Source organism: Candidatus Minimicrobia vallesae (assembly GCF_018866205.1).
Lineage (GTDB): Bacteria > Patescibacteriota > Saccharimonadia > Saccharimonadales > Saccharimonadaceae > Nanosynbacter > Nanosynbacter vallesae.
Genome location: NZ_CP076459.1, coordinates 1 through 16,645, shown reverse-complemented (window position 1 = coordinate 16,645; position 16,645 = coordinate 1). Strand labels below are relative to the sequence as shown.

16 protein-coding genes are annotated in these 16,645 nt (G+C 40.9%); 13 read left to right on the top strand and 3 right to left on the bottom strand.

All coding sequences use genetic code 11. From position 1 onward, the window contains the following. Nucleotides 1-325: 325 nt before the first annotated feature. From KOY49_RS00085 to KOY49_RS00020, 13 genes are all read left to right on the top strand, one after another. The gene (locus KOY49_RS00085; protein WP_232736217.1) at nucleotides 326-1,672 is read left to right on the top strand and encodes a TrbL/VirB6 family protein; all 1,347 of its coding nucleotides are present in this window, start codon (nucleotides 326-328) and stop codon (nucleotides 1,670-1,672) included. A 210-nt stretch (nucleotides 1,673-1,882) separates the two neighbouring features. Further along, nucleotides 1,883-4,324: a TrbL/VirB6 family protein gene (locus KOY49_RS00080; RefSeq protein ID WP_232736216.1), complete on the top strand. Its 2,442-nt coding sequence runs from the start codon at nucleotides 1,883-1,885 to the stop codon at nucleotides 4,322-4,324. Between the two features lie 29 nt (nucleotides 4,325-4,353). Continuing rightward, on the top strand, nucleotides 4,354-4,635 hold the full coding sequence (locus KOY49_RS00075) for a PrgI family protein (protein ID WP_232736215.1): 282 nt from the start codon (nucleotides 4,354-4,356) through the stop codon (nucleotides 4,633-4,635). 111 nt (nucleotides 4,636-4,746) lie between these two features. Continuing rightward, nucleotides 4,747-5,268: a hypothetical protein gene (locus KOY49_RS00070; RefSeq protein WP_232736214.1), complete on the top strand. Its 522-nt coding sequence runs from the start codon at nucleotides 4,747-4,749 to the stop codon at nucleotides 5,266-5,268. A 9-nt stretch (nucleotides 5,269-5,277) separates the two neighbouring features. After that, nucleotides 5,278-6,153 carry a TraC-like domain-containing protein gene (locus KOY49_RS00065; RefSeq protein ID WP_232736213.1) on the top strand — a complete coding sequence of 292 codons (876 nt, stop codon included), beginning with the start codon at nucleotides 5,278-5,280 and terminating at the stop codon, nucleotides 6,151-6,153. A 178-nt stretch (nucleotides 6,154-6,331) separates the two neighbouring features. Continuing rightward, nucleotides 6,332-8,014, top strand: a complete 1,683-nt coding sequence (locus KOY49_RS00055) for a VirB4-like conjugal transfer ATPase, CD1110 family (RefSeq protein ID WP_376787522.1) — start codon at nucleotides 6,332-6,334, stop codon at nucleotides 8,012-8,014. A gap of 18 nt (nucleotides 8,015-8,032) precedes the next feature. Next, nucleotides 8,033-8,545 (top strand): hypothetical protein, encoded by a 513-nt coding sequence (locus KOY49_RS00050; RefSeq protein WP_232736210.1) that lies wholly within the window; start codon nucleotides 8,033-8,035, stop codon nucleotides 8,543-8,545. 33 nt (nucleotides 8,546-8,578) lie between these two features. Beyond that, a complete protein-coding gene (locus tag KOY49_RS00045) occupies nucleotides 8,579-9,451 on the top strand; it encodes a hypothetical protein (protein WP_232736209.1) in 873 nt (290 codons plus the stop codon). Nucleotides 9,452-9,667: 216 nt separating this feature from the next. Continuing rightward, nucleotides 9,668-11,026: a M15 family metallopeptidase gene (locus KOY49_RS00040; RefSeq protein ID WP_232736208.1), complete on the top strand. Its 1,359-nt coding sequence runs from the start codon at nucleotides 9,668-9,670 to the stop codon at nucleotides 11,024-11,026. Then, nucleotides 11,026-11,484, top strand: coding sequence for a hypothetical protein (locus tag KOY49_RS00035; RefSeq protein WP_232736207.1), 459 nt, complete (start codon nucleotides 11,026-11,028; stop codon nucleotides 11,482-11,484). Before KOY49_RS00040 ends, KOY49_RS00035 begins: the two co-directional genes overlap by 1 nt. Then, complete coding sequence (locus KOY49_RS00030) at nucleotides 11,477-12,484, top strand: phage tail tip lysozyme (protein ID WP_232736206.1); 1,008 nt, start codon at nucleotides 11,477-11,479, stop codon at nucleotides 12,482-12,484. Before KOY49_RS00035 ends, KOY49_RS00030 begins: the two co-directional genes overlap by 8 nt. 210 nt (nucleotides 12,485-12,694) lie before the next feature. Further along, nucleotides 12,695-13,306, top strand: a complete 612-nt coding sequence (locus KOY49_RS00025; protein WP_232736205.1) for a hypothetical protein — start codon at nucleotides 12,695-12,697, stop codon at nucleotides 13,304-13,306. 2 nt (nucleotides 13,307-13,308) lie between these two features. Then, a complete protein-coding gene (locus KOY49_RS00020) occupies nucleotides 13,309-13,959 on the top strand; it encodes a hypothetical protein (protein ID WP_232736204.1) in 651 nt (216 codons plus the stop codon). On the opposite strand, the gene KOY49_RS00015 is transcribed toward KOY49_RS00020, so the two are convergent. From KOY49_RS00015 to dnaA, 3 genes are all read right to left on the bottom strand, one after another. Continuing rightward, nucleotides 13,949-14,482, bottom strand: a complete 534-nt coding sequence (locus tag KOY49_RS00015) for a DNA polymerase III subunit beta family protein (RefSeq protein WP_269802153.1) — start codon at nucleotides 14,480-14,482, stop codon at nucleotides 13,949-13,951. The genes KOY49_RS00020 and KOY49_RS00015 overlap by 11 nt on opposite strands. Before the next feature lie 4 nt (nucleotides 14,483-14,486). Beyond that, nucleotides 14,487-15,047 (bottom strand): DNA polymerase III subunit beta, encoded by a 561-nt coding sequence (gene dnaN, locus KOY49_RS00010; protein ID WP_269802152.1) that lies wholly within the window; start codon nucleotides 15,045-15,047, stop codon nucleotides 14,487-14,489. Between the two features lie 242 nt (nucleotides 15,048-15,289). Further along, nucleotides 15,290-16,645 carry a chromosomal replication initiator protein DnaA gene (dnaA, locus tag KOY49_RS00005; RefSeq protein ID WP_129631953.1) on the bottom strand — a complete coding sequence of 452 codons (1,356 nt, stop codon included), beginning with the start codon at nucleotides 16,643-16,645 and terminating at the stop codon, nucleotides 15,290-15,292.

Here is a 16,645-nt window from a genome sequence, read left to right as displayed (position 1 = left end):
ATTTTTTATCTATTGATCCAGAGATCTTTAAGGAATGATTCAACATGCGGGGGATTAGGACAAGCTTGGGGTTTCTTCCGAGATATTGCAAATGCTGTATTTGCCGTAATATTCCTGTGGGTGATATTTTCCCAAATAAGTAATGTTGGCGTCAGTAATTATGGAATTAAGAATATTCTGCTACGGTTGATAATAGGAGCTTTGCTCGTAAACTTATCTTTTTATCTCTGTCAATTGGCTGTAGACTTGTCTAATATCCTCGGTTTTTCTCTTAAAGGAGTTCTGGAGGGGGCTGCATCAGGAGTCGGTACCCAATCAGCAGCGGTTGGTAGTTTCTCCACTTTTATCGTTTGGGGGCTTAGCTCTAGCTGGAGTAGGTTTGTTCCTATTTCTTGCTGTAAGTATACCTACTATCATGGCTCTACTTTTGGCTTTACTCGTCGTGCTGGTTATATTAATTGTTCGACAAGCTGCTATTATATTATTAATAGCAATATCTCCATTAGCATTTGCTGCATGGCTTCTACCAAACACTGAAAACTTATTCAAAAAATGGATATCAATGTTCAGAGGGTTATTGTTAGTATTTCCTGTAATATCTCTTCTATACGGAGCTGGAAAGTTGGCTGGTGCGGTATTGGCAGCATCAGCTACAGATGATCCAAATAATCCGAAGGAGACTATGCAATTTGCAGCCTTAGCAGCGTCTATTTTACCATTAGGTGCCACACCCTTCGTATTACAGAGTTCTTTAAATTCATTGGGCAGTATTGGTGCAAAGATAGGAAAAATGAGTGCCAATGCACACGGTCGATTCGCTGGAAATGTAAAGGGCGTAGCGAAAAGACGTGTTGACAATTCTGTTATTGGTGATACAAAAAGAAAATACTCAGACTTCATGGATAGAAAACGCGCAAGCATGCGAACGGGTAAATTTGCGACGTGGAGGGACAACAGTCCAATCGGTCGATTCATGGGCTGGGATAAAGGTGGAGCACGCGCCCGCGCAGCTGTAGATAAAGCGTTCGAAAGTGACGTTGAAAATGCATCCACAATGTTGCAAGGTATGACATCTGACGATATATCCGATATAGCTAACGGTACAAACACAACAGCCTCACAAGCTCTGCGTGCGGCTGCTGTTGATCATATTATGGCTAATGGTAGTTTTGAAGAACGTATGGAGGTGCTGAGTAGCCTAAAAGGTGTAGACACTTCTATAAAACAACGAGCAATTAAAGCTGCATACGCAAAGAAGGATAATAATATTATAGGAAATAGATTCGGGGATGCTATCCTCGAAGATGAAGTTGGAAATATGACTGATCTAAAGAATATGGCCATAGATAACGCTGCAGATGGCAATTTACAAGCAGAACACTTAGTACAAAATGGCGCAGCAACCAAATGGTTATCTAAGGCCATTACTAGCAGCGGGAATCAGCAAGCCGAGGATGCATTTATACAAGCAGGAGAAATTGCTATATCGAATCCAAATACTGCGAAAAATATGAATCAAACAATATTAGATGCATTAAGTGCTCACGGAGTGGTTGCACATAATACGCCACAGAATACATCTTCCTCTAATTCTCAGCAATCATCGCAAAATAGCCAGGGTAGGGGCTCTCAACAGTCATCACAGCATAACCTGGAGGGCAATAATTCTTGACATTCATCACAAAATCACCAGCAGAGCAATATCAGCTCTGGGGGGGGAATAAATACAGCATAAGGCATTAAGCAAGAAAAAATCATACACAGCTTCTTCTCTTGACTTTTTCCATCAAAAATGCTAATATAACCTCAGATGGAGTGGTTAATTTCCCGTAAGCAGCTTCTTAACAAGTGGCTGCAGTGGTTTATATTGCTGATAGCAGGGATGCTGGTGGGCATTTTTCTTAATACCTTAACACACTCAACCTCTGTTTACGCCGTAGACGCAGAATGGAGCGGTCATAATTTAACCTATAATAAAGAAAAATATACAAAGATAAGTGATGATAAAAAGATCAAACAATTTAACCTACCTGATAATTCGCTTGTTTATGTTAATGAAGATAAGAATAAAAAAGAAACCAAGGTTATTTATTTCCCATCAAGCGAAATATCTTCACTAAGTTCCGCAACTTACGCGGTTTATTCATTTACGCCACCAAACACCTACGAACAAACCAGCACTTCAACTATTTCAATTGAATCGCCATCTGAAAATTCAACCAGCACTTCCTGTGATGTGCAGGGAATAGGATGGTTTATCTGTCCAGTTTCCAACTGGCTGGCTGATGGCATAGATTATATGTACAGCGCGCTTCAGGAGTTCTTAAAAACTAAGCCTTTAGAAACAACCAACCAAAACAGCGGAATTTATCTGGCGTGGGTCATTATGCGAAACATTAGCAACGTGGCGTTTATCGTGGCGTTTTTGGTGATTATCTACTCACAATTGACCTCTGTAGGAATTAGCAATTACGGCGTTAAAAAAATGCTCCCTAGGTTAGTGATTGCGGTGGTGTTGGTCAATTTATCGTTTACGTTTTGTGCTGTATTACTGGATTTATCAAACATAGCCGGCTATGCTTTTCAGGACGCTTTCATGGGAATTAAAAATACCATATCTACCGTAGGAGAAAATACGGGCGTAGGTTGGACATGGTCAGAAGTTATTGTGATGATATTATCCAACGGAGCTTTAGCTGGTGGAGTGGTCGCAACAGTGGCTATGGGGGCAGAATTGCTACCATTGGCACTATCAGCATTAGTGGGAATAGGTCTAGTACTTCTCTTAGTGCTTCTAATTATGGCAGCACGTCAAGCTTTAATTGTAATCTTAATCATCATTTCACCTTTAGCCTTCGTTTGCTATTTACTTCCTGGTACAGAAAAATGGTTTAAGAAATGGCGAGACTTATTCTTCACGATGTTAGTATTTTTCCCGGCATTCGCTGTAATATTCGGTGGGGCACAATTGGCTGGAATAATAATTATCCAAAACGCCACTGGAGCAAATGGCGGAATAATGCAAATCTTAGGAATGGTAGTTCAAGTTATACCATTAGCCTTAACTCCTATAATTCTGAAACTTAGCGGCGGAGTATTAGGTAAATTCGCTGGGTTTGTTAATGATAAGAATAAGGGCTTATACGACAGGACTAAGAACTGGGCTAAAGATCGTCGTGAGACCATTAAAAACAAGAAGTTGGCTAACCCCAATATGGCGCGATTCAACCCAAATCGTTTACGCCGTTGGGCAGATCATAACGGTAGAGCACTCAAAAAAGATCTGGAAACTTCACAGAAAAATGCCGAGAATTCATTTAGAGATACAGCCAGGTATAAGAAGTTAGACTTAGACGCCAGACAGGCTTCCAGGCGTGCAGATCTGTTATCCGCACAAGATGACAATCGCTACCTCGAAGCTACGCTGGGTCACGCACCAACTGATACGTATGGAAAGCTTACGATCGCGCTCTACGAGCCGTGTCAGCTACATACTCAACTTGGCGAGACGCAGCAACAAGCTCAATTTATGTCAGATATTAAAGACCTAGAAACCGAAATTGCAACAGCAGGTCTGATTAAGAATAACGCTCAACGTCAACAGCACAGTGAATTTGCAGAGCAATTGATAAACAGCAAGGAACTTCGAGAGAAGGCTGGCGGCAATGTATTCAAAGATGCAAATGGCAATTTGATTGGTGCAAATGCAGCCTTAGCTTCAGCCATAGCAACCAGCCGTAGCGAATATGCCAAGTCTGTTGATGAAGCTCATCAGATTATGAAGCATTATAAGCTAAGCTCTGAGCAAAGACAAAAGATAGCTTTAGGCAATTCCGTGACGCTTTCAGATGGAACAGTACTGGATAGTAATAACATATTTGTACGTGAAGCCGCAATTGAAGAGCAGATTAAATACGGTACCGCAGCAGAAGTCGCCGAGCTTCTTAGCGAATTGCCGCCAGAATTCTATTCTTCTGCAGCTTCAGCATTAGCGGAATCTGGTGTAAGGAATAAGGCGTCCTTTATGGGAGGTAAGCTCATCGATGATATGCTGAAGGGCGATATTAATAACAGGGGAGACCTCATGAATCACTTCGCTGAATGGCTACAGGGTGGTAAATACAAGCCTGAGACCTTAGCGTCTACGGATGCTGATGCCGTTAAGTTGTTGATAGAAGCTGTAAATACTACATCTGTTATTACTGATAAGAAACGTCAAGATATTAAGGATGTTATCAACACAATTCTTACCGATAAGAGGTTATCAGCTAATGCAACTGACGCAGCCAAAGAACAATTTGAGATTTTCCGCAACATGTTATAATCTTCATATTTTGATATAATATAAGCAGTATGTCGGTGTATAAAGTTCCTCAAGATGTCGAGGCGGAGGACAAACTGCTCGGGCCGTTTAGTTTCCGACAGTTTGTGTTCTTAATTATAGCTGTTATCGGAATCGCTATTGCGTACGGTTTGAGTACAATTTTGCTACCTTTGGCAATAATTCCTGTGCCGATGATTTTGTTTTTTGGGGCGTTGGCTTTACCTCTTAAAAAAGATCAGCCGATGGAAGTTTATTTGGCGGCAGTTATTTCTTTTATGCTAAAACCAAAAAAGGCGTCTATGGCAGCCTGATGGAATTGAAAGATTGGTCGAAGTTATCGCGCCAAAAGTCGAGGGGAGAAGACTTACGGCAATAATTACGATCAAGCCGAAGTTCAGCGAAGATTGTCATATTTGGCGAATTTGGTAGATAGTCAAGGTTGGTCAATTCGTGGCGTCAATAATCCGAATAGCTCGATGCGTGCCGATTTATTCAACGAAGGACAAGCAGCTAACGACATATTGGATGAAAATAGTGCTACGGCGCAAAATATCAATCACTTGATAAATCAGTCCGATGTTCGTAGGCGACAAGAAGTTATCCAAAAGATGCAAACAGGACAATCTACTACGCCGCCTCCCGCGCAACCACCTCAATCATCTCACCCAGATAATCCTACTCCAGCCACACCGCTACAAATGAATCCGTACCCAACGATGCGTCAATCTGTATTAAATCCAGTGTCCGAACGGCCTGCCGCTGCACTCCAGCTCAAACTTCGACCGACAACCACGCCGCAAACTAGCGTAAACGAGGTGTCACCTGCTATAATAGAACTGGCAAATAACCGCGACCTCTCGATTGAAACGATTGCGCGTGAGGCAAATCGAATTCAGCAAGAAAATAAATTATCAGATGAGGAAGTGGTGATTTCACTACGTTAGGTGGGGTTTATGCAACCAGAGTTACAAAATCAACAATCTTATCAGCAGGTTCCGCAAACCAATGCGGCTCTTCCTGGTGTCCCTCAGCAGCCATCAGGGGCAATTGGTTCGGGACCAAATCCAACCGCGCCATCTCCAGATAAAACCCCTGACGACAAGAAGCAAAAAGGACCGATTAGCACCCAGAATACGCTGCTTTTCTCTGAAATGCGCGAAAATATGATCATTATGAGCGATGGCAGTTTTCGGGCGGTAGTGGAATGTGAATCAATCAACTTTGACCTGATGAGTTCACGCGAAAGAGAGGGAATTGAGTTCAGCTATCAAAACTTTATCAACTCTCTATATTTCCCAATTCAAGTTCTTATCCGTTCACGCCGCGTGGACATTGGTCCGTATCTGGACAGATTGGCTGAAATTCGCCGCAATCAAGACAATATGCTCCTCAACGTCCTAATGGACGATTATATGGATTTCATTGATATTCTGGCGCAAGAAGCAAACATTATGGATAAGAGCTTTTACGTTGTCGTTCCATATTATCCAGCTGGCGAGGAAAATGCCTTCAAACAGCAAACTAAGGGACTATTCAATAGCTTCTTCAGTGGAAAAAAAGAGGCAACCGTAACAAAAATTGACCAAGTTACTTACACCAAAGCCAAAGATGAAATTAAAAACCGCATTGATTCGGTTATGAACGGACTATTCCAAATGGGCGTAAAAAGTTGGCAATTAAATACCAGGCAACTGGGTGAGCTGTTCTACACTTCATATAATCCCGACACGTCGTCACGTGAATCGCTAGAGGACATTGACCCAAGCGAGCTTACGACCACTTACGTAACTAAGGGAACTGGTCCATCACCGAGAGGAGGAAGGTCATAATGGTAAAGAAGAAATTAGATGCCGTTGATATTGCTGCTCAACAACGAGCACGGGAACAAGCCGAAGTCGAGCAGGCCTTCTTAACTGGTGTTCGAACTTTGCGTGATTTTATTAGTGGCCAAGTAGTATTGAGCTTCATTCTGACCATTTCCGACTTGGCTCAAAATATGGCCGCACAATGTATGTTTATGGCTTTCTTCGTCAAATCTACACCGGCTGGCTTAGCTCAATCATTAATATCGATGAAGTGCTGGACATTAGTATGTTTATTTATCCAGTCGATACGCAAATTGTCCTGAATAACCTGCGCAAAAAAGTTACTCAGCTGGAAGCAACCATGAATATAAACATGGAAAAGGGAAAGGTGCGCGACCCAGGCTTGGAAGCGGCTTTGCAAGACGCCGAAGAATTGCGCGATCAATTGCAGATTGGCGCCGAAAAGTTCTTCCGCTATGGCTTATATATTACGCTTTACGCCGACAGCTTGGACGAGCTAAACTTCATCCAGCATAAAATTGAAACTATTTTTGGTCAGCAATTGGTGTTCTCAAAAGTAGCTTCCAGCCAGCAGGAGCAGGGATTGAATAGCTCTATTCCACAATTGACTGATGAACTACAGATTCGCCGCAACATGAATACTGGCGCAATTTCAACCAGCTTCCCATTCACTTCAGCCGATTTGACGGACAATAAGGGCGTGCTTTACGGAATTAATATGCATAATAATGGCTTGGTGATTTTTGACAGATTCTCTCTGGAAAACGCCAATATGGTCGTGTTCGCTAAGTCTGGTGCTGGTAAATCATTTACCGTTAAATTGGAAGCTTTAAGAAGTATGATGGTCGGGGCTGATATTGTGATTATCGACCCAGAAAACGAGTACCAAAAACTATGCGACGCGGTTGGTGGCAGTTATATTCGATTGAGCTTAAGTAGCGACACGAGGATCAATCCGTTTGATTTGCCGCGTGTTATTGATACTGATGAGGCAGATGACGCACTGCGAGCTAACTTAGTTACGCTACACGGACTACTCAGGCAAATGCTGGGCGGCGCAGGAGTAGGGGCTGGCGGGCAAGTCGTAGCAGGATTATCGCCAGCAGAAGAAGCTGATATTGATCAAGCATTAATCGACACTTACGCGCGTGTCGGCATTACTTCAGATCCATTGACGCACAATTCTACGCCACCGACGATTTCTGACTTATACGACACCTTGCTTCACATGGGCGGAACTGGCCCAAGCCTGGCTCAGCGACTTCGCAAATTTACCTCTGGAACGTTTGCGGGAATATTCTCGCAACAGAGTAATATTGATATTAATAATAATATGGTTGTCTTTAACATTCGCGACTTGGAAGATGAACTGCGACCAACGGCGATGTATATTGTTCTGAATCACATCTGGAATATTACGCGTACCGACCAGAGGAAACGTATGTTGATTGTTGACGAGGCTTGGCAATTGATGAAATATGACGATTCTGCCAATTTCTTATTCTCATTAGCCAAGCGCGCCCGCAAATATCAATTAGGACTAACGACAATCACGCAGGACGTGGAAGACTTCGTCGGAAGTAAAATGGGACGAGCAATCGTTTCCAACTCCTCAATGCAGCTGCTTTTGAAACAGTCTGCCAGCGCCGTTGACGTTTTGGCGCAAGTGTTTAAATTGACAGATGAAGAGCAGAAACGACTAGCCAATTTCCCAGTTGGGCAAGGATTATTCTTTGCTGGACAAAATCACGTTCACATCCAGATTCAGGCTAGCGATACCGAATATAATTTGATCAATACAAATCCCGTATCGCAACAAATAAAACCGTCAGATTCACCAATCGGCGGCTACGGAGCAGTGTAGGGAGAATAGCGATAAAATATGGCACGAGTTGATTATACGACAGATTCCGAAACTGACAGCAGATTAAATCCTGCTGAGCAGGCTAAGTTTGATCAAATCTCGGCTGGTTCTGACAGCGGGTCAGAGTTAAGTGATCGCGAAAGAGATGTCATAAATGACCTTGAATCTCAGTTTGATAATAAAGATTCGGATTTGAATCCTAATCAAAACGATTCCGCCAGCGCTGCCGTTAATGACCAAGAATCTTCTGTTCCAGGCAACGGTTTTTATCAGCCGTCTGCGGGAAAAAAGAAAAGTCCAGTAACATTCAAGTCTTTACTGAAAAAACGCGGACCAATTGCAGCTATTGCCGGAATATTAGGACTGGGCGGTGGAATTATGGGAATATTTCTTAGTCCAGCAACAATGTTGCAAAATATAATGGAAAACTTTACCTGGAAAAATGACTCCGCTACACCCTCTAAAATATCCAGAATGAAAAAGGTTATGAACGGATTCCTGGATTCTAAAGATGGCCCAGGAATTTGCTAATATAATAAAGGAATACGATGTAGAACAGGAAAATTGTCCTATAAAGCACTAACGAAATTCAAGAAATCGGGAATTATTCCAGTCGATGCTGATGGCAATGAAATGAAGCTGAAGAGAACTGGTTATCCAGAAAAAAATCCAACTCACTGGAAGGTGGAAGGATTAAACGACGGGAAACCTATTGAGTCGTCGAAATTAAAAGACGAATTGCTGAAGAAAGAGAATCGTAAAATTGCCAGTAAAGTCTATGGCAGAACTGGCTTATTTAAAATGCGTTTCCGCGCCTGGACAGGAAAACATATAAGTAGGCTTTACAATAAATTTAATCTTAAAAGAAATAGTGCAATTTCAAAAATTGATAAAAAACTCGGAGTAAAAGAAAAGGCAAATAAACTTAAAGAAAAATTACCAGGCTTTAACGACGACAAGGCTATCGGTGGAATCAATGAAAGAGTTACAAAATCAACAGAGAAACTAAAAAAAGGCGGGCTAGTATACGTCGCTGCAGCAGGAATATGCCTTGCACTAAAACTTCCCAACATCATCGCATCAGGAGTAGCAGCAATTCAGTTAGTTCCTTTATTAGGGCTAGTTATGGATGTAATATTATCTCCTGGTTCACAAGCTAAGGCTTCTGGACTCGACTCTAGTGGCAGTGGATTCTCTCAAGAAACGATGGAAACCATCGGCACTATGCTAACCGAAAGAGGAAAGATGAAAGGGTCCGATAACGCCGAAGGATCGGCATTGGATTCTCCGTATTTACTAGCAGCAATGGGCGTAAATAACAACAAGCCTGGAATTGCAAAAAACTACATTCCTGGATATTCAGTAGCTACGAATCCTATAGTCCACTCTCTTAATTCGCCGAAGAGGCTAGCGAACCAGTGTGCAATTATATACTAAGTCCAGTTGCTATGTACTCCTCTATAGCAGTAGAGGTAGCAGTTGCCGGGGCAGCTACTTTTGGATTAACATCATTAGCAAAGTGGATTGCAAAAAAGACATTAGCCACAGTAACCACAGAATTACTTAAGTATGCCGTTGGCGATACCGTAAAGAAAATCCTCAAAGAATTGGCAGTAAGTCTGCTTTCATCCAGATAATGCTCAGTATAAGGATTTGGGTGATGCACTTGGCGTTGGAGCGGCAGCATTCTTTGCAAGCGGATCTATGGGGCAGATGTTACCAGGGCTTAAAATGAGCCAATTAGCAGAATTCAATGGAATCCAAATAGCGAACGAAGAATTCCAAAAAGAAATGGATATCGCCTCATTAAGTCCATTTGATACATCCAGTAGATATACATTCTTAGGTAGTATATTCCATAATATGGGCAATATGATGATGGCTAATGGAACTTATAGTAAAACTCCAGTAGCAATGCTATCTAATATTCTCAGGCTACCTTCTATGGCATTATCTTATTCATCCACCGCAAAAGCAGCAAGCGGTATGTATTCTGATAAATATTGCGGATATGCAAAAGACTTTTCTATGGGCAGCGGATCATCGGAAGATCCAGCCGTGAACATGGCAGGATTACCGTGTACTGGCATAACCAACAGCCAGGCAAACATGTCAGTAGAGGAGGCTATTCAAATTGCCGAAGATGAAGGATGGATACAGAAAGATATGGACATTCCAGATGGCGCAGACATATCCGATCTCATGACTAGCGGATATATAGTTAAGGATACGCCTCTTTACGATTTCATTGAAGATTGTAGCGCTGCAGAAAAAGGTGAATACTGGTTCAATAGCGGCGGCTGTACAGCGCCAACAGATTCGACACAGACAACATCATCTACCGCACCAACATATAAAGATAATGAAAATAAAGATATTACTGACCAATCTTTCGGAGCTGAAAATTCCGCTAAGCAATACGATGACAGAAAACTTTCCGCAATGTCAGTATTACTAATCGACTTTCAGATCGCTCAATCAATTAATGGCGAAGATGATGAAGAAGATGCTCCTTCAACCACAGCTAAAGCCCCAGACAATGGCGAGGCAATTGGCGAACCACAATTAGAAGAAGCTCAGTCGGGATGGGGTAATCATAGTAACGGAGAAATCCCAGATTCAGAATTGCAAGCTCTATCTTTTTCACCAGAAAATAAAATGCATAAAAAAGCAGCTACAGCCATGGAAGAAATGAATAAAGCATACAAAGCCGATAATGGGTCTGACTTAACCATTAATGAAGCATATCGAGATTGTGCAACACAGGCTGCTTATGCAACTCCTGGAAACCCTCTATATCAAGGCGGGGCCGCAGCAGCCTACTACCCTCCATGTCAATCAAATCACGGTTGGGGGCTAGCCGTAGACATTAATGTTGGAGGATTTGATTCTTCTGTGTATAAGTGGTTAAAGGCTAACGCTCATAAATATGGATATGTGCATCCAGCTTGGGCTGAACCAGGGACTAAAAAATCAGAAGCTTGGCACTGGGAGTACGCGAGGAAGGTCTAATGGATAAAGAAAATAAAGTTATACTAATATCATCCGTATTATTTTTAATAAGTATTATGGCAACCTTCCTTATTATTAAAAATCCTGACAACAATCAATACACTACCGTTCTGTCATCATCTCAAAACGCTAACGAGAATCCAAGTAATCAAAATAATACTCACGAGCAATCTTCAGAGCAAAAAGTTATCACCGAATTACTAAATTCTACCTCCAGCACCTACGGCAACCGTGAATTAAAAAAGTATTCAATAGTAAAAGAGCAGGGCGAATTTAAGTTGGTTACTTTAGAAATTTATAGCGAGAAAATTAAATCTACTTATGACTCGTACGCGATTCTAAGAAATAATTCGGTCATAACAGGTGTTAATGATAGAAAATCCCCAGACGCCTTAAAAAGTATTGGTGTTCCCGCAGATATTATAAACGAATATAAAAGGAACCAGTCTGATGTATAAAAAGTTGTCTATCGCTCTTTGCTTTGCTATATCTTTTGCTATTACTATACAACCAGTATCTTTAGCGGCAGAATATCCCGATTCATATGTAACAAACGATATTCTTTGGTATAAAGAAAATGATTCAACAACTTGTTCCGGATCATCTTCTAATGGAGTGTCAGGATCTGATAACCAAGAAAAGATTTGGGGATATCTACGTAACGCAGGATTAAGCGCCGAACAAACAGCTGGCGTGATGGCTAATATTCAAGCAGAATCCGGATTTAGTCCTACCAGACACGAAGTAGGTCAAGGATGGGGGTCTGGAGGTTGGGGACTCGCCCAGTGGACGTTCGGAAGGCGAACGCTTATAGCTAACAAAATACCATCTGAGTTAAAAAAATATTACAGCCAAGAATATGGTGGTGCGCCTAACGACAAGGGTATGGTCGATTCTATTCCAGTAGAAGATAATGACAAACTATTAATCTTCGAATTAGAGTATTTAGTGCAAGAGGGAAAGGAAAGACCGGTCACAGCTTCTGGATTTGGTACCGCTTCGAACTCATGGGAATTATTAAAAACCCTGAAGACAGTTGATGACGCCACTGTTTTTTGGCATGACGATTTTGAAAAATCAGCCATGACAAAAGAGCAGGTTAAAAATATACGCGGTACCGCCGCTCAAAAAATCTATGAAAGATTTAATGGTACAGGCGGAAGCGGAGGAGGATGCTCTTCATCAAATGGTGGTGACTTTATCAGCTACGTCAAACGCTATGCTTGGCCAGAAAAAAAGGTTCGTACAGACAAAAAACCTGAATACGCAGAAGCTATAGAAAAGGCAAAAAGCGAGAACAGATTTACTGGAGATTCTTGTTTTGGAGGTGGTGTGGACTGTGGCGCGTTTGTGACTACACTATTACACGACAGCGGATTTGATAAGAACTATAATTACGGAGGCGAAAACGGTAAGGCTGGTCCAACTTGCCGTACAGAGAGCGTGGGCAGAGGCTAACTGGCAGACTCTCGGTAATGGTAGCTCAATCAACGTAGCCGACCTTAAACCTGGAGATGTCGCCCATAGTCCAGGACATACATTTGTTTATGTTGGTAACATAGAAGGATTTGATTCAAATATAGCATCCGCCTCACAGTGTGAATACGCCCCAAAAGCAGGCAGTGAAAGTTTAACATCACCGAGCGTAACTTGGTTTAGGAAAAAGTGATGAATAAAAAAGTAATTAGCAGTATATTAATATTATTATCATCACTTAGTACATTAGTATACGGCATTATAACTTACATAAATAGACATGACACCACTCCAGTTTACCTACTAACCTCACCCGATAAGGCTGAAATTACTACTGGCAATCAAAAATTTATCGGCTCGCAAGTCGTATATTTAAAACCAGGAACATACGATTTTAAAGCATCAAGAAGTGGCTTTAAAGATGAGAATATTAATGTCGAAGTAAAGAAGGGTAATCCGTTAAGGATAATTTTTGCACTCACGCCCACGACAGAGAAGGCTATTAAAGAATTACAGTCTTCGTCTAAAACGTCAGAAATAGACAGAGCTACAACAGACAGACTTGCTAATGAACAAAAAAAGCTAGAAGACGCCAATCCTATAATTAAAAAATTACCAATAAAAAACTTAATTTATTCAATTGGATATAAAGCAGACCCTAACCATAAGAATGGAGTTATCGTAGAAATCGATACTATAGAAGGATATAGAAATGCTGCTCTCAATAAGATTAAAGAGCAGGGATTTGATCCATCAAAGCTAAATATTACATTTAGAAACTACGCTAATACATTTACGGAGTAATTATGAATCGAAGAAATATTATCATTGGCAGCATTACATTAGCAATATTAACGTTAATATTGCTAGCGATTATGTTCATCCAGCCAACACATACTATATCTATAACTTTCGACAAGGAAAACCTGTCAGCAAAAATATATCGCAACACAGACAAAAGCACTTCCGAAATTACGTCGATAAATGGTAATTCTAAAATACAGTTATCAGACGGCAAATATATAATAAAGACGTCATCTAAATCTGGCTCTATCAATGAGAATTCCACGGAATTTACCGTAAAAGGATCGGATGAAAATATATCTATAAAAACTGAATATAGCCAAAAATTCATGTCTAGTAAAATAAACGAATATAGAAGTGATATTTCAGAGGTATTATTTGCCAAATATCCAGAGTTAAAATCATCTTTTATACTTCAAAAAGAAATTATCCTAGGAAATAACGCGGACTGGTATGCAGTCAGTTATCAGCGCGGTGTTATAGATAGAAATTCCGGTGATATCTACACTGTTATTCTGAAGAAAGAAAATAACAAATGGGTGATTAAAACTAAGCCACAAATAATCAATACTATATACAACACCAAAGATATACCAGAAGATATTTTATCAGAAACAGCCTCCAGATTATCTCCGTTTTCTGCTAGCTCTTAAGCGGCATAATAATGTGCGTATAATCAGGATTTTTTACTTGCTCGCGAATTACACACGGCGACAATTTGCCATTGAACGAAAATACGATTTCATCCGCGTCAATAATATTCAAAACCTCCGTTAGGTAGCGTGAATTAAGCGTTACTTGACCGTCTGCGGATATTTTGGCTGTTGCCTCTGAGGTGTTCTCGCCAAGCTCAGACGCAATCGAATGAATAGAAAGCAGGGAATTTTCCTCTGATGCGGTAATTGTAATTCCACCACCAGATTCACGCGCGAATAACGCCGCAATTTTCGTAACTCGACTAAAATCAGACTTCTTAATAACAATCTCAGTTTCAGCAGTCGCTGGAATCAATTGGCGATAATCAGGGAATTTTCCGTCAATTAATCGACTAACAATTTCCATATCTCCCGTCTTAAAACAAACTTGAGAATCGTCAAAAAGAACCGTAATTTTCTTCTCATCGCCGACGCTTTTACTGACTTCCGCCAGAGTAGAAGCGGGAATAATAGCCGACACTTCATTATCTGACTTTTTTTAGACGCTTTTCTGCCAGCCTGTAGCCATCAGTAGCAGCCAAGTATAACGACCCTTCGTAATTATGCCAATAAACTCCCGTAAGAACTGCTCGCGTAACGTCAGAGCTGACAGCCAACTTCGTTTGGACTATGGCTTTCTTAAGATCCTCAACGTCAATTTCATATTGCATAGCGGTCTTTTCGTCAATTGTAGGCAGCTCAGGATATTCATCAGCCACCACACCATTGATAACTGATGAGAATTTTCCTGAAGTTATATGCAAATGCTCGTTTTTGGTTTCAAGTTCCACCGGACCGCTTGGTAAGTTTGTAATGAATTCTGACACCAATCGGGCAGGGATTGTAATAGATCCATGATCTTCAATTTTCGCACCAATGTATTGAGTAGAAGCAATTTCCAAATTTGTTCCAGCAATCAATAATCTTCCTCCATCAGTGCGAAGTAAAATATTATTCAATATCGGCAGTTCATTGCGACTTGATGCGATATCTTTGATTAGATTAAGTGCTTTTGCAAGTTTTTCTTGGGTGACTGATACTTTCATTATACTTTCCTTAATTTTTAATTAGTCTTAATAGTAATAGGTGTTGTGGAAACTGGGTAAAAAATGTGTTCAAACAGGGGTAAATGGCGATAAAATAGGTGGAAAACTCTGTGTGTTATTTGTGGACTTTATAGTGGATATTTGTGTATTATTCCACTGCTTGCCATCGTCGTTTTCTTTCCACAGATCTGTGTGTTGGTAAGTCGCCGCAAAAACACAACATCTGCACAGCTTTTCCACAATTAATGAACATATAATTTATCCTTAATGTCGTTAATTTGCTCGCGAATACTGACGTTGGTAAGACTTTCTTTAGTAATTTTTTCAATTGAATGCATAGCGGTCGTGTGGTCTTTTCGTCCAAGCTCTTGGGCAATTTTCGGAAAACTCATTTTCAGTTCGCTACGCAGAAGGAACATCGCAATTTGTCTTGGCATCGCGATAAATTTATCTCGTCTGGATGAGCACATATCTTTTACGTCAATATTATAATAGCGCGCCGTCTTATCAATTATCTGTTTGGCGGTTATATGTTGTGGTCTATTGCGTTTAATATCTCCCAAAATTCCTTCAGCCGCCGCTAAATCAGGCGTGAAATTCTGCATTTCCGCATAAGCAAGCAGTCGATTCAAAGCGCCTTCCAGCTCGCGAATGTTCGTCTTAAAGTTGGTCGCCAGATATTCTACGACATCGGAATCTAGTTCGGTGTTGCTGAGTTCGGCTTTTGCTTTAACAATAGCGCAACGAGTTTCATAATCGGGCATCTGAATATCAATTGCCATACCCCATTCAAATCGACTGCGCAAACGATCGGTTAGAGTAGGAATACTTTTTGGCGGTTTATCTGAGCTAATGATAATTTGCTTATTGTTCTGATGAAGATCGTTAAATGTATGGAAAAATTCGTCCTGAGTTTTTTCTTTCCCGGCGATAAATTGCATATCATCGACAATCAATACATCGACATTGCGATATTTATCAGAAAAACCTTTTTTCTTGAAACGAATAGAATCCAGAAACTCATTAACAAACGTTTCCGTAGTGATGTAAAGCACTCGCGCCGAAGGTTGTTTTTTAACTATCTCGTTACCAACAGCTTGCATTAAGTGAGTTTTACCAAGTCCAGAGCCTCCGTAAAGATAGAGCGGATTATATTTTTCTCCTGGATGTGCGGCGACCGCTTGGCAAGCAGCATAGGCCAAATCGTTACTTGAGCCAACGATGAAGTTGTCAAAGGTATACCTGGGATTAAGATTGCTAGAATGAGATTTCCTCGACGGTAGAATCAGCGGCTTTGCTGGTTCTTTTTGTCCGCTTTTATCAACTTCACGATTAACGCGCGGTTTTTTATTGCTAGATTCGACGTTATAAGAAATAGACGGGGCATTAATGCCGTTGTGAGCCAAGGCCTCTAATATTTGTGGATGAAATCGCTTTTCAAGTTGAGTTCTAGCAAAAATATTCGGCGCAATTATAAGAACTTCTTTGTCGGAGATTATTTCCAATTTGGTATTTTTGAACCACGCAGTAAACGACGAAGACGATACAGTTACTTCAATCTCACCTAAAACACCCTGCCAAACCGCATGACTATCCAC

Excerpts from the sequence above, each read along its gene's own strand:
- KOY49_RS00075 (WP_232736215.1), top strand. The coding sequence starts at position 4,354 with ATGTCGGTGTATAAAGTTCCTCAAGATGTCGAGGCGGAGGACAAACTG.
- KOY49_RS00065 (WP_232736213.1), top strand. The coding sequence starts at position 5,278 with ATGCAACCAGAGTTACAAAATCAACAATCTTATCAGCAGGTTCCGCAA.
- KOY49_RS00030 (WP_232736206.1), top strand. The coding sequence starts at position 11,477 with ATGTATAAAAAGTTGTCTATCGCTCTTTGCTTTGCTATATCTTTTGCT.
- dnaN (WP_269802152.1), bottom strand. The coding sequence starts at position 15,047 with ATGAAAGTATCAGTCACCCAAGAAAAACTTGCAAAAGCACTTAATCTA.
- KOY49_RS00050 (WP_232736210.1), top strand. The coding sequence starts at position 8,033 with ATGGCACGAGTTGATTATACGACAGATTCCGAAACTGACAGCAGATTA.
- KOY49_RS00080 (WP_232736216.1), top strand. The coding sequence starts at position 1,883 with ATGCTGGTGGGCATTTTTCTTAATACCTTAACACACTCAACCTCTGTT.
- KOY49_RS00020 (WP_232736204.1), top strand. The coding sequence starts at position 13,309 with ATGAATCGAAGAAATATTATCATTGGCAGCATTACATTAGCAATATTA.
- KOY49_RS00055 (WP_376787522.1), top strand. The coding sequence starts at position 6,332 with ATGTATGTTTATGGCTTTCTTCGTCAAATCTACACCGGCTGGCTTAGC.
- KOY49_RS00025 (WP_232736205.1), top strand. The coding sequence starts at position 12,695 with ATGAATAAAAAAGTAATTAGCAGTATATTAATATTATTATCATCACTT.
- KOY49_RS00035 (WP_232736207.1), top strand. The coding sequence starts at position 11,026 with ATGGATAAAGAAAATAAAGTTATACTAATATCATCCGTATTATTTTTA.